The organism is Paenibacillus sp. SAFN-054, assembly GCF_051966755.1.
GTDB lineage: Bacteria > Bacillota > Bacilli > Paenibacillales > Paenibacillaceae > Paenibacillus_AQ.
Window position 1 is genome coordinate 177,185 of record NZ_JBQCKS010000003.1, and the last position, 12,590, is coordinate 189,774.

The following is a 12,590-nucleotide window of genomic DNA, read 5'->3' on the forward strand; positions in this document are numbered from 1 at the left end:
TTCAGCTCATTTTACAGCTGCACATAAAAACAGGTTTTTTCGTTGGGCACGCTTCTCGCATAGATCTTTCCCTTATGCTGCTCCACGATCGACTTGGCAATCGCAAGCCCGAGTCCGTATCCGCCATGCTTGCGTGAGCGGGAGGAGTCGATACGGTAAAAGCGGTCAAAGATGCGCTCCAGATGATCGGGAGCGATCCCCGCGCCCGTATTGCTCACGATCAGCAGCAGATGGTTATGCTGCTTTTTCAAATCGAGATGGATTGACCCTTGCGGATTAACATACTTGATGGCGTTATCCAGCAAAATCATGACCACCTGCTTGATCTGCTCGCTGCTTCCCGTCATCATATGGCCCGGTTCGATGTCATAGGTGAATGAGATTTCCTTCTCGAAAATAATGGCTTCCATGGTCAGAATGACGCCTTCCACGGCTTCGCTCAGATCAAAGGGAATGAAGATCCGCCGGCTTTGGGCGTCGTCCATTTGGGTGAGATACAACAGATCGTTCGTGAGCGTCTTCATGCGCTCGGTTTCCGACTTGATGCGCTGGAGCCATTTGGACTGCGACTCGATGGTTTCCTCGCTGGTGGCCAGAAGCACGTCTGCGTTGGTGTTGATGACAGCCAGCGGTGTTTTCAGCTCATGGGAGGCATCGGCGATAAAGCGTTTCTGCTTGTCGAAGGCTTCCTGGACCGGGGCGATCGAGCGATTGGCAAAATAGCGGCTCGTCACATAGATGACGACCAGCATGACCAGGGCCACGACCGAGAAGGTGTAGATCAGGTTAGTGGTGATTTTCAGCTGCGCGGTGACGTCCAGAAACACGATCGTATAACCGTCCGCGCCCTTCTTCACGGTGTACGCCCACCGCGTGTCCTCCAGCGTGAATTGCCCCACCTCGCCTGGATGCGCGGCCGCTTCGTCCCTCGCACTCTCATAAAAATCATCATCCATATCGAACCGGGAATTGACCGAGAGGATATTCCACTCCCGGTCCGTCTTCAGGGCAAAGGAAACCGACAGCTCGGGCGGAGGATTCTGTCCTCCAACCCGGGGTTTGGACAAGTCGGCGCCATCCCCGGGCATGTCTTCGTCTTCTGTAGAGGGTGTGCCGCCTGGATCCGTCCATCCTCCCGAAGGGCCGCTGGCCGGATTTCGGGACGCGCCATCCCCGGGAGCTCCTTGCCGACCGCCGGCATTCTTGCCGACATTCTTATGGTAAAGGTCCGAAACGCGAAGCAGGTCCATTTGGATGTCGCGGTGCACGTTTTGGTACGTAATCGTATAAATCGCCGCGAAGGCGACCAGCATGATGATGGTAATGATGACCATATTCATAAGCAGGAACCGGTTGCGCAGCTTGTTGAACATCAGATGCCAGCCTCCAGTACATAACCCACGCCTCGAATGGTGTTAATCCGCACGGATGCATTCAAGAAGGTCAGCTTTTTCCGCAGAAATGAAATGTATACCTCCACATTGTTGTGTTCAGCCTCCGAATCAAAGCCCCACAGCTTCTCGATCATCTGCTCTTTGGATGTGACCGCCTGCTTCCTCGTCATCAGCAGCTCCAGCAGCTCGCTTTCTTTCAGAATCAGCTTTAGTTCTTTTCCTTGGCAGCTCAGCTTCAGCGTCGAGGTGTTCAGCTCGATATCGCCGAATTTCAATCCGTCTTCGGGGATCACTTCGCCCTTTCGTCGCAGGGCTGCCCGGATCCGGGCCAGCAGCTCCCCTGTCGAAAAGGGCTTCGCAATATAGTCGTCCGCCCCGCAGTCCAGCCCGGCGATGGTATCCGAGGTCTCCCCTTTGGCGGTAAGCATGATGACCGGGGTGGCGATCCCCTCAGAACGCAGCGTCTTCAGCAGCGTGATGCCGTCCATTTCCGGCAGCATGATATCGAGCAGCAGCAGGTCATAAATACCGCTAAGGGCATGGTCCAAACCCGCCCGGCCTTCGTGAACGGCATCCACGGAGTAATGGTTTTTTCTCAATATTTGGGTCAGTGCCTCCGCAAGGTGCACCTCGTCTTCAACGATTAATATGCGCATGGTATGTCTCTCCTTCGTCCCGTGATGAAACGCTGTTGCATGCCCATTATAGGAAGCGAACCTTTAATCAACCTTAATCTTCCCCTTAATCTTCTCTCCTTGTCGCGAGGGGGTTTCCTTCATTACCCGGGCCAGGCCTTGTCTCAATCGAACGTTAACGGAATGTCATCCGTGTGTTTAAGCTTCGTTAAAGGTTGGGGGGTTAAGCTACAGACATGGAAGGGAAACATGAACAATTCTTACCGGCGAAAGGAGTATCGGAAAGCGATGGCGATTGAAGTATTCAACCGTTATGAAAACAAATATTTGATGGACACGAAGGCTTTTTACGACATTTACAATGACCTGATGGCATATATGGAACCCGATGAGAACAACAAGGACGATAAGTTCTACACTATCAGCAACCTGTATTACGATACGGAGCATCACTCGCTCATCCGCACCAGTTTGGCCAAGCCCAAATACAGGGAGAAGCTGCGGATTCGGTCCTACGGCGTGCCGGGCAGCGATGCCAAGGTGTATCTGGAGCTGAAGAAAAAGGTGTCCGGCCTGGTCAACAAAAGAAGAACGTCGCTGAGGCTCCATGAAGCTTATGAGTTCGTCCGGACCGGTCAAGCGCCCGAATACCGCAAGGGCATGAATCAGCAGGTGATCCGCGAGATCGAGTATTTCCTGAGTCGGTACGAGCTGCAGCCGATGGTTTATCTGGCCTATGACCGCATCGCCTTGTTCTGCAAGGGCAACCGGGATCTGCGGATTACCTTCGACACCAACATCCGCTCGCGGCGGTATGACTTAAGGCTCGAGGCCGGCGATTACGGCGAGCAGCTGATGGAGCGGGGACAGTGGCTCATGGAGGTTAAAGCCGAGAAGACCATTCCGGTGTGGCTGTCCAAGATGCTGTCCGAACACCAGATGTACCGTACAAGCTTCTCCAAGTATGGCAATGAATATAAAAAATCGATTCGAAATGCACCGATCGTTGAAAGGGAGAGAGTTGTTTTATGATTGAATCCATCTTTGCTTCGTCCGCTGCGGACACGACCCTATCTTTATCGCATGCGCTTCTGACACTGGCGGTCGCCATCGTGCTGGGTACCATCATCAGCTTTACGTATATGAAGACACAGCAAGCCTATTCCCCAAGCTTCACCTTGACGATGATGGTGCTGCCCGCCATTGTGGCCATCATCATCATGCTCATCGGCAGCAACATCGCCCGTGCCTTCAGCCTGGCGGGAGCGTTCTCCATCATCCGGTTCCGGAGCGCGCCCGGCGACTCCAAGGATATTTCCTACGTGCTGTTCTCCATGGCGGCCGGTCTGTCGGCCGGCGTCGGCGCTTTCGGCTACGCCGTGCTGTTCACGATCATCCTCTGCGCGCTGATGTACGTTCTGAAGCTGATCAAGTTCGGCACGCGAAAAGACGCTTTCAAAACGCTAAAGGTTACCATACCGGAAAATCTGGGCTATGAGGAAGCGTTTGAAGAGGTCTTCCGCAATCATAACGTCGGTTACGAGCTGAAAAAGGTTAAAACGACCGAGCTCGGCAGCCTCTATGAAGTCGTTTATTCGATTCAAATGGGACCCGGCACGAACCAGAAGGAGTTTCTGGATGCCATCCGGACCCGCAACGGCAACCTGGACATTACCCTGACGATGAACCCTGCGGTGCAGGAATAATAAACGAAAAGAGGTTATACGAATGAACCCATCTTATAAAACGAAATTGACGGCGATTCTGATTCTGTCAGCCATGCTGGCCTCCGGCTGCACGACCAATGCGGCAAGCGGCACGATGCCTGAAAGCAATGCGGCAGCGGCGGCCGATTCGGATACGGCAGCGTCGGTGGATGCAAGCACGGCCAATGCCAAGCTGGCGGGATTCCAAATCAAGGATTTGGTAGAGTATGACAACGACGACACGAACACCGATTGGAAAGCCGGGGAGGCGACGACGATAACGCTGAGCGGCACGAGCGCGACCGTTACCGGTGAAGGTGCGAAGGCAAGCGGCGGCGACGTGACGATTTCCGCGGCCGGAACGTATGTGGTCAGCGGCAAGCTGACGGACGGCAGCATCGTGATCGATGCAGGCGAAGACGACATCGTGCATGTGGTGCTGAACGGTGCGCAGATTGTAAGTCCGGACGGCCCTGCCATTCAGGTCAAAAAGGCCGGCAAAACCGTGCTGACGCTGAACAAGGAAACGAGCAATACCTTGTCGGACGGAAAAGCCTACGCGGATACATCGGAGGATGCACCGACGGCGGCCCTGTTCAGCCAGAAGGATCTGACGATCAACGGTACGGGTAAGCTGACCGTGCAGGGTAACTATAAGGACGGCATCACGAGCAAGGACGATTTGAAAATCGTCAGCGGCACTTTGAACGTCAATGCAGCAGACGACGGCATCATCGGCCGCGACCTGGCTGCCGTCAAATCGGGCACCATCCACGTCAATGCAGGCGGAGACGGCTTCAAGACGACATATGACGGCGAGAAGGACAAAGGATACCTGGTCATCGAGGATGGCATGTTCCAGATCGAATCCGGCAGCGACGGATTCCAGGCAGCTGCCACGCTCCTGATCGACGGCGGAACCTACGAGATGGTGAACGGCGGCGGAAGCGCGAACGCGGAGCCGCATCAGGAGGAGAAGCCCATGGGGCGTCCTGATTTCGGCGGCCAGAAGGGAAGCGGAGCCGCAGGCGGGCAGAAGGACGCTCAGAACGCAGGCAGCGATGCGGCTGCAGATGCGAAGGGCACATCCGCCGCATCGGAGAGGAATGCGGCAGCCGCTGAAAGCAGCAGCGCCGCAACCGCTACGGATGCCGCGCAGGCAGGCGATGAAGAGAGCGAGTCCAAGAGCATGAAAGGGCTCAAAGCCGAAGCCGGCATTGCGGTGACGGGTGGTACGTTCAGCATCGATTCGGCTGACGATACGGTGCACAGCAACGGCAGCATTCTGATTTCGGGCGGCCAGCTGGCCCTGAGTTCCGGGGATGACGGCATTCATGGCGACGTATCGATCGTCATTTCGGGCGGCACGCTGAACATCAAGAAGAGCTATGAAGGCATTGAGGCTGCGGATATTAGCATCTCCGGCGGAGAAGTACATGTCGTTGCGAGCGACGACGGCGTGAATGCTTCCGACGGCAGCGGCAGCGGCGAAGGCCCCGGCGGGATGTTCGGCGGCGAACCGCCGGCAGGCATGCCGGATCAAGCGCCAAGCGGCGATCAGGCGCAGGCGGGAGCTTCCTCGAAGACGGGCGACAAGGCCGCGGGTACTGCAGCAAGTAAGGGAGAGCCAGCGGAAGACCAAGGTCCACCGGCCATTCCGAGCGGCGGTCCGGGCGCAGGCTCAGGCACCGCGAAGCTGGCGATCAGCGGCGGCTACCTGACAGTGGACGCGGAAGGCGACGGTCTGGATGCCAACGGCTCCATCACGATGACCGGCGGTACCGTGCTGGTGAACGGCCCAAGCTCGAACGGCAATGGAGCTCTGGATTATGACGGCACCTTCGTACAGTCCGGCGGTCTGCTGGTTGCTGCAGGAAGCGCAGGCATGGCGCAAGCGCCTTCCGAATCCTCATCGCAGCGCGCGGTGCAGATGACGTTCCCAAGCACCGTGAAGGCAGGCACGCTGGTCACGCTGTCTGACAGCAAGGGTACGCCTGTCCTGAGCTTTGCGCCTGCCAAGGATATTCAGTCCATCGTGATGTCTTCTCCGGATCTGAAGTCGGGCGAGACGTACACGTTCTACACGGGTGGCAAATCGACAGGGGCTTCCAAAGGCGGACTGTATGAAAAAGGCCAGCTCACAGGCGGGACGAAGGTCGTCAGCTTTAAGCTCGGCGACACCGTCACTTACGTCAATGAGTCCGGTGTAACGACGGGCGGAGGCAGATTCGGCGGCGGCCGGGGCCAAGGCGGATTCGGTGGCGGCCGAGGCCGTGGAGGATCTGCGGGCCAAAGCGGTGCTAACGGCCAAGGCACCGCCACCAATCAAGACGGGGCGGCTTCAAACTCCGGCAGCACGACGTCAGGGACGGATCAATCCTCCACATAACATAACAAGAAGAAATGAAGGGATTCCTCACGATCCTATTCCTTTATATGAAAGAGCCGGTTTTCCTGAGAATATCCGCAGGAAAACCGGCTCTTTGTTTGTGAGGATGACGGGCAAGGAGTCGTGCTTTAAGCCCGGCCAGCCCGCTTTTACGTCAATCGCTGAATCCGTTACGGCTTTGGCGGCTGAACTATAAAGAAGGGAACCTTCTCAATGCCAACGGCCCGCACATAAGTAAACAGCTGACCCTTATGATGGATTTCATGGTCAACCATATTCTCCAACCATACTTTTCCCGGCGCAGTGAAACCGTTAAAGCTCAGAGGTTGGTTCAATTGCGTATTGGACTGATCAGCGAAAAGCGCTTTGGACAACTCAGTCGATGCCTGCACGATGTTTCTCACATCTTCGATGGTTTCAAATTCTACGGGGATGGAAGGCGGGGTGAACGAACCATTTTGGATGGACCGCAGGAACATCTCCGAGGAGGCCGCTATATGAACGGCTAATGCCCCCAAGGTCAGGGCGTCCTTCCACGGTTTGTAATCCAAATGCTCGCTCCGGATGTCCTGAAGCAGTTGAGTCAAGACTGTGCGGTGCCTCTGCCACCGTTCGAATTGCTGTTGGCTTTCATTACTCATGAATTACCCTCCTTGTTATTGCGGAATAAGTCATTACATGATTGCTCCGTTTGCAGGTTTGTAGAACAATTCGCTAGTCTGAAGGGGAATCCTCCCTCAGGTTTATCTTTACTTATAGTATAGGATTGGCGTAACCTTCTATAGATGGCTATAACCTGACATCCATCTTTTCACATTTAGATAAGACGCGATGGAGGGTTCACCAAAGGCTGAAAGGAAGTTATATGTTGTTCGAAACGCTGCTGCTCAATTTCTTGTTTCTCTTGTTTCCGGTTGTTGCATTTCTGATATTTTTTGAGAATAGAACCGTTGCGTTCAATCAAAAGGCGCTTGTATTGCTGTCGGCCGTAACGATGATTCTATGTATTGCCAAGCCCTTCAAACTGGAGATCGGATTTATTTTCGACTTAAGATACATTCCGTTTATTATCGTCGCCCTTTTCGGAGGGTTTAAACACGTGTTTCCCTTATATGTCATCTTGAATGTTTGCCGGTTTTATGTAGGCGGTGAGGGGACGATGCAGTCCTTCCTGTTTGCCACGATCATGATGATTTTGGTGCCTTTATATAGCAGGAGATTCGTGAAGCTATCTTCCAAACGCCGCATTGCCTGGGCAACGTTGACCTCCGTTCTGGCGATCGGATTTTACCTGTTCACGCTCAGCTTTTCACGGATGACGGTGGACTGGCAGTTCTGGATACTCGCCCTGAACGCGGTGACGACGTATGCGGGAGTCACGTGCGTCATTATGATCCTTATCGAAAAAATCATATCCAATACCAAAAGCCGCGAACGTCTCATGCAATCGGACAGGCTGAATGTGGTCAGCGAGCTGGCCGCCAGCGTATCCCACGAAATCCGAAATCCCCTTACGGTTACTTCCGGCTTTCTGCAATTGTTGAATAAATCCCGGACCATCACGCAGGTTGAAAAGGAATATGTGGAGTTGTCCCTGCTGGAGCTCAAACGGGCGGAAAAAATCGTCAGCGATTATCTTTCCTTTGCCAAACCGCAATCGGATAATATGGTCTATTCGAACATGAGCGAGGAGCTTGAGTATACGAAAAACATCATACTGCCTTACGCTACAATTCATGAGGTCGAGGTCAACTACAGCTTCAACAACACACTGAACAAACATTACGATCAGAACCAGATCCAGCAGTGCTTCATTAATCTGTACAAAAACGCCATTGAGGCGATGAAAGAAACGGGCGGTGGCACGCTATCCATTGAGATATGGGAGAAGAAACGAAATATTATGATCCGTATCGGGGACACCGGCATCGGCATGACTAAGGAGGAGATATCACGTCTTGGCAAGCCGTATTATTCTACCAAAGAGGAAGGGACCGGGCTGGGCATGCTCATGGTCTACAGCACGATCAATAAAGTCAGGGGAAGCATCGAGGTCAAGAGTGAAAAGGGCAAAGGGACAACGTTCTTGATTACGATCCCGACATAAGTCATCAAGTCGAAAAAACCGGCTCCGGATCTACGGGCCGGCTTTTTCGGGTGTTGTTGTATAGGCTGAAAAGGCCATCAGGATTCCGCGGCAGACAGGCTGGCCTCGCTGCTGAACTTGATCTGCGCAGCGGTTTTGGATTCATGGGGTTTAATGGACCGGTGGGCAACATTCGAGGGGCGGCATTGATGAATAATCTCGCGCCAGCTGAAATCTCCCCGCTCCAGCGCATGAACAAGCAGCTCGGCGGTAGCCATGTTGGTCGCGACGGGAATGCCGTATACATCACATAAACGGAGCAGGGCCGTAATATCAGGTTCATGCGGCTGTGAAACCAGGGGGTCCCGGAAGAACAGCAGCAAATCCAGTTCATTTTGGGCAACCAAGGCTCCGATCTGCTGGTCGCCTCCGAGCGGACCTGACATGAATCTGACAATATCGAGGGTGGTATTTTCCATGATACATTTGCCTGTTGTACCTGTGGCGAATAACGTATGATCTTCGAACAAAGACTGATAAGCCATGACAAACTGGACCATTTCCGCTTTCTTGTGATCATGAGCAACAAAAGCCACTTTCATAAAACCACCATCCCACTCCAAATTTAATGTTATTTTATTTAACATAATACACCTTAATTTCAATCTAAACAATGATTATTTAGTAAAAAACCAGTGAAATACCTGTTATTTGTTAATATATATAACATGATTATGACGTGACCCTGGATTAATCAGATCTGCCTATTCAGATCCGTATTCATATTAAGTGGGTGACACGAACAAGCCCTGAAGACCTTGCGTCCTCAGGGCTTGTGGGATTATATAGATGCTGACTCGGCGGCTCTTGGAACCAGCAGCTCTTCGCTTACGGGATGATGCTTTTTCCGCAGCAGGAACAGAAACGGGATCGATACGACGACCAGCGCCGTTCCGACGATAAAGACATCCTGCACGGACTGGGAAAGGGCAAGCTCAGACGCATGTTTGGTGCCGGCACCTCCATCTTGGCGGAGATGGGTTAAGGTTCTGGATGATAGGATGCTGCTGAAAATGCTGACCGACAGCGCCGCCGTTCCTTGCCGGATCCAGTTGGTCACCGCCGAAGCATGCCCGGCAAACTTGCTGGGCACGGCCGCCATGGCAGCGTTCGTGACGGGCATGTTGCACAGGGCGATGCCGATGTAACGAATCGCCAGCCAGAGTGTAATGAACAACGTGGTGGAGGCCAGGCTTAGGCGGCTGAGCTCCCATGTGGCGATGCCCATGATGAGAACACCGATCAGGATCAGGCGGAACGGCCCCACCCGGTCGTATATTTTCCCGACAATAAAGGATAGGATGGCGAGCAGCACGGTGCCCGGCAGCATGACCAGACCGGTGTGCAGGGTATTCGCGTGCTGAATATTCTGCATATAGATCGGAACCAGGAATGTAGCGGCGTACAGCGAGATCGTAATAATGCAGTTAATGATCAGGCTGAACGTGAACCTCGGGATCTTGAATACCCGAAGGTTGAGCAGCGGCGCATGGACCCTCAGCGTACGAACGATGAAATATGCGACGATCGCGATGCCGGCTACAAGAAGCGTGATCGTCTTCCAAGACGTCCAGCCCCAGTTATGGCCTTGGCTAAAGGTGAGCAGAAGCGAGCTGGTTCCGAGGATGACCGCAATGAAACCAACCACGTCGAGCTTAACTGCGCCGCCGATTTTTTGATAAGGAATGAACTTCATTGCCATCAGAATGGCTATCAAACCAATCGGCAGATTCATGATAAACAGGGATTTCCATCCGAAATACTCGGTTAGCCAACCTCCGAGCGTTGGGCCGAAGGCAGGTGCGAGCATGGACGATACGCTCCATAAGCCAATCCCGATCGTCTGTTTGTCTTTTTGGATGAACTGATAGATGATCGTCATGGTGGTAGGCATGATCACACCGCTGCAGAGACCCTGCATGATCCGGAATGCAATCAGGGACTCCATGCTCCAGGCAAAGGTACAGAGTGCCGATGTGAGGGTGAACCCGAGCAGTGCGAATACATAAAGACGCTTGTAGCTGAGCTTATCGCCCATAAAGCCGATGATGGGGGCGATGACGCCCGTTGCCAGCATGAAGCCGGACATCATCCACTGGACGGTGTTCAGCTCGGCGTGGAAATTATTCATAAATACAGGTAAAGCCACGTTAATGCTGGTCGTGCTCAGCGTAGCCATGAAATTACCGAAAAAAACGGCAATGATAATGCTCCAGAACGGAGCAGATCGTTCTCCTTGAATACTCAATTTCTCTCCTCCAGCAATCTAGTGGTTTCGTTCTTGTGGACATCTATGTAGCATATTAAATAATAACGTTAACGTCAACGTTAATTGGGTTGATTTGAACGGGGAGGCGGGCCCGAGTTTGTCGCTACTGAATTCTGTTTAATACATAAGTACATACTATTTCATGCTAAAGCACGTTCTTTTCGTGCGTATTCGGCTCGATAAAATGTAAATGAGGTGATCACATTGATGAATACACCAGTAGCCAATCCAGAGGCTGTCGAAACGGTGCGTGATTTGATCAAAGGAATCGATACCGCCATGCTTACGACCCTGACAGGACAAGGACTCGTATCGCGCCCGATGAAAACCCAGGAGGTCGAGTTTGACGGTGACCTGTGGTTCCTGACGAAGAAGGACACCAATAAATATCGGGAGCTCCAGCAAAACCCGAGCGTGAACGTGTCGTATGTAGGCAAGTCGTACGTATCGATCCGCGGCGAAGCCGAGCTGCTGCAGGACCCCTCCAAGGTAAAAGAGTTCTGGAACGCGGCATATGAGAAGCTGCTTGAGGTTCCTTATGACGATCCGAGCTTGGTCCTGATCAAGATCAAGGCGGAGACGGCTGAATATTGGGAAACGGGCAACAAAACCAAAATGGTCAAAAATCTATTCAAAAAGATGACGGGCAAGGACTCCAAGGACATGGATATGAACAAAACCGTGGAACTGGGCTAATCCAGCAGGGGTTAACCTGCCTTAACAGATGAATAGCCGGTCCTGGGTACGGGGCCGGCTTTTTGATGTGCTTAAAAAAGTGAACTGGTCTAGAAGGGACAACGCTTACCTATTTATCTTGACGGTAATATTTGTAAAATATATACTGATTACCAATTACATAATGAAACGCAAGTGAATGGGATCAGTAAGGAGTCGCTGCGGTATAGAGAGCTGCCGGAAGGTGCAAGGCAGTCCGTTGTTTCCTGAACTCGCCCAGGAGCGGTAGGATCGAAGAAGAAGTAGGTCTTAACGGCTGACCCCCGTTATACGGGTTTGGAGATTCGTTGTTTGATTTTGCGTTCAGCAGCGATCAAGAAGAGTGGTACCGCGAGGGTTCAACCTGTCGCCTCTTTGGAGGCGGCGGGTTTTTCTTTTTTTACCAAATAACCGGTTGGGAGCGTGCTGGAAATGGAAAAGGTGATCGAGTATTACTCGCATTTCGATGAATGGGGAAGGCTGGATCGGGAGCCGATGGAGTTCTTGATTAACCTGCATTTTATCAAGCGGTATCTTGCGGATTCCGCATCCGTGCTAGATAACGGCGCAGGACCGGGCAAATACGCCATGGAGCTGGCGAAGCTTGGACACCGCGTTACGCTGTCCGACTTAACGCCAAGACTGGTTGATATAGCAAGGCAGAAGGCGGAAGAGGAAGGGGTGGCCGGGCAGTTTCAAGGCTTCCACGTCTTGAACGCCACGCATTTGGAGGGTATAGCATCGGAGGCGTACGATGCCTCTCTGATGCTGGGTCCGCTCTACCATTTGCAAAAAGAGGAGGAGCGGGTAGCGGCCGTCAGGGAGCTGCACCGCGTCACCAGATCGGGCGGCATCGTGTTCGTGGCCTTTCAAAGCCGGATGCGTATGGCCGTTACCTCGCTGCAGCATCCGCAGTTTTGGAAGCCGAATGACAGCATGGAAGCGATAGGGGAATTCTTTGAAACCGGAGTGTTCAATCATCAGGATCCCGGGAGATTTACAGGAGCCTATTATGCTCACGTCCATGAGATCAAGCCTTTTATGGAGGCGCATGGATTCGAATCGGTGAATTTGATCGGTTCTTCCAGCATCGGAGCTCTATTGTCGGATGAACAGAAGCAGTATTGGGTCCGGCGCGGCGAGTATGGCCCGTTGATTGATTTTCTCATTTCCGTCGCGAATGATCCGTCCATATTGGGCGTTTCATCCCACTTGCTGTATATCGGTAAAAGAACATAGAAGCAGCAAACGAATAGGATGCCCCATGTTCCTCCGGTTGAATCAGGGTTCTGTTATGACCGGAATCCAGCACGGGATCTGTATGAACAACAGCTGTC

10 protein-coding genes, 1 pseudogene and 1 other annotated feature are annotated in these 12,590 nt (G+C 52.9%); of the genes and pseudogenes, 6 read left to right on the forward strand and 5 right to left on the reverse strand.

Annotated features, from left to right (window positions below; translation table 11 throughout):
- Positions 1-11 precede the first annotated feature (11 nt).
- Both ACTHPM_RS16685 and ACTHPM_RS16690 read right to left on the reverse strand, forming a co-directional pair.
- A complete protein-coding gene (locus ACTHPM_RS16685) occupies positions 12-1,373 on the reverse strand; it encodes a sensor histidine kinase (protein ID WP_440396640.1) in 1,362 nt (453 codons plus the stop codon).
- On the reverse strand, positions 1,373-2,050 hold the full coding sequence (locus ACTHPM_RS16690; RefSeq protein WP_440396639.1) for a response regulator transcription factor: 678 nt from the start codon (positions 2,048-2,050) through the stop codon (positions 1,373-1,375). Before ACTHPM_RS16690 ends, ACTHPM_RS16685 begins: the two co-directional genes overlap by 1 nt.
- 267 nt (positions 2,051-2,317) lie before the next feature.
- On the opposite strand from ACTHPM_RS16690, the gene ACTHPM_RS16695 reads away from it, so the two are divergent.
- Genes ACTHPM_RS16695 through ACTHPM_RS16705 form a run of 3 tightly spaced genes read left to right on the forward strand, consistent with a single transcriptional unit; the run spans position 2,318 to position 6,124 of the window.
- Positions 2,318-3,061: a polyphosphate polymerase domain-containing protein gene (locus tag ACTHPM_RS16695; RefSeq protein WP_440396638.1), complete on the forward strand. Its 744-nt coding sequence runs from the start codon at positions 2,318-2,320 to the stop codon at positions 3,059-3,061.
- The gene (locus ACTHPM_RS16700; RefSeq protein WP_440396637.1) at positions 3,058-3,735 is read left to right on the forward strand and encodes a DUF4956 domain-containing protein; all 678 of its coding nucleotides are present in this window, start codon (positions 3,058-3,060) and stop codon (positions 3,733-3,735) included. The genes ACTHPM_RS16695 and ACTHPM_RS16700 overlap by 4 nt, the downstream gene beginning before the upstream one ends.
- A gap of 22 nt (positions 3,736-3,757) precedes the next feature.
- Entirely contained in the window at positions 3,758-6,124 is a 2,367-nt protein-coding gene (locus tag ACTHPM_RS16705; RefSeq protein WP_440396636.1) for a carbohydrate-binding domain-containing protein, read from the forward strand.
- Between the two features lie 170 nt (positions 6,125-6,294).
- Here ACTHPM_RS16705 and ACTHPM_RS16710 read toward each other — a convergent pair whose 3' ends face one another.
- Entirely contained in the window at positions 6,295-6,765 is a 471-nt protein-coding gene (locus ACTHPM_RS16710) for a DinB family protein (RefSeq protein WP_440396635.1), read from the reverse strand.
- Between the two features lie 224 nt (positions 6,766-6,989).
- Here ACTHPM_RS16710 and ACTHPM_RS16715 point away from each other — a divergent pair, with 224 nt between their 5' ends.
- Positions 6,990-8,231, forward strand: a complete 1,242-nt coding sequence (locus tag ACTHPM_RS16715) for an ATP-binding protein (protein ID WP_440421607.1) — start codon at positions 6,990-6,992, stop codon at positions 8,229-8,231.
- A 176-nt stretch (positions 8,232-8,407) separates the two neighbouring features.
- Here ACTHPM_RS16715 and mgsA read toward each other — a convergent pair.
- Together mgsA and ACTHPM_RS16725 are read right to left on the reverse strand one after the other, a co-directional pair.
- A pseudogene (gene mgsA, locus ACTHPM_RS16720) lies at positions 8,408-8,812 on the reverse strand (methylglyoxal synthase); the annotation flags it as partial.
- Positions 8,813-9,051: 239 nt separating this feature from the next.
- Entirely contained in the window at positions 9,052-10,518 is a 1,467-nt protein-coding gene (locus ACTHPM_RS16725; protein WP_440396633.1) for an MDR family MFS transporter, read from the reverse strand.
- A gap of 228 nt (positions 10,519-10,746) precedes the next feature.
- On the opposite strand from ACTHPM_RS16725, the gene ACTHPM_RS16730 reads away from it, so the two are divergent.
- Both ACTHPM_RS16730 and ACTHPM_RS16735 read left to right on the forward strand, forming a co-directional pair.
- Positions 10,747-11,235 (forward strand): pyridoxamine 5'-phosphate oxidase family protein, encoded by a 489-nt coding sequence (locus ACTHPM_RS16730; RefSeq protein ID WP_440396632.1) that lies wholly within the window; start codon positions 10,747-10,749, stop codon positions 11,233-11,235.
- A gap of 164 nt (positions 11,236-11,399) precedes the next feature.
- Positions 11,400-11,631 (forward strand) — a binding site (T-box leader).
- Between the two features lie 54 nt (positions 11,632-11,685).
- Positions 11,686-12,492 (forward strand): class I SAM-dependent methyltransferase, encoded by an 807-nt coding sequence (locus ACTHPM_RS16735; protein ID WP_440396631.1) that lies wholly within the window; start codon positions 11,686-11,688, stop codon positions 12,490-12,492.
- Positions 12,493-12,590 lie beyond the last annotated feature (98 nt).

Bases quoted from the DNA above. Each gene is read 5' to 3' on its own strand.
- ACTHPM_RS16700 (WP_440396637.1), top strand. From the start codon at position 3,058: ATGATTGAATCCATCTTTGCTTCGTCCGCTGCGGACACGACCCTATCT.
- ACTHPM_RS16735 (WP_440396631.1), top strand. From the start codon at position 11,686: ATGGAAAAGGTGATCGAGTATTACTCGCATTTCGATGAATGGGGAAGG.
- ACTHPM_RS16685 (WP_440396640.1), bottom strand. From the start codon at position 1,373: ATGTTCAACAAGCTGCGCAACCGGTTCCTGCTTATGAATATGGTCATC.
- ACTHPM_RS16695 (WP_440396638.1), top strand. From the start codon at position 2,318: ATGGCGATTGAAGTATTCAACCGTTATGAAAACAAATATTTGATGGAC.
- ACTHPM_RS16730 (WP_440396632.1), top strand. From the start codon at position 10,747: ATGAATACACCAGTAGCCAATCCAGAGGCTGTCGAAACGGTGCGTGAT.
- ACTHPM_RS16715 (WP_440421607.1), top strand. From the start codon at position 6,990: ATGTTGTTCGAAACGCTGCTGCTCAATTTCTTGTTTCTCTTGTTTCCG.
- ACTHPM_RS16710 (WP_440396635.1), bottom strand. From the start codon at position 6,765: ATGAGTAATGAAAGCCAACAGCAATTCGAACGGTGGCAGAGGCACCGC.
- ACTHPM_RS16705 (WP_440396636.1), top strand. From the start codon at position 3,758: ATGAACCCATCTTATAAAACGAAATTGACGGCGATTCTGATTCTGTCA.
- ACTHPM_RS16690 (WP_440396639.1), bottom strand. From the start codon at position 2,050: ATGCGCATATTAATCGTTGAAGACGAGGTGCACCTTGCGGAGGCACTG.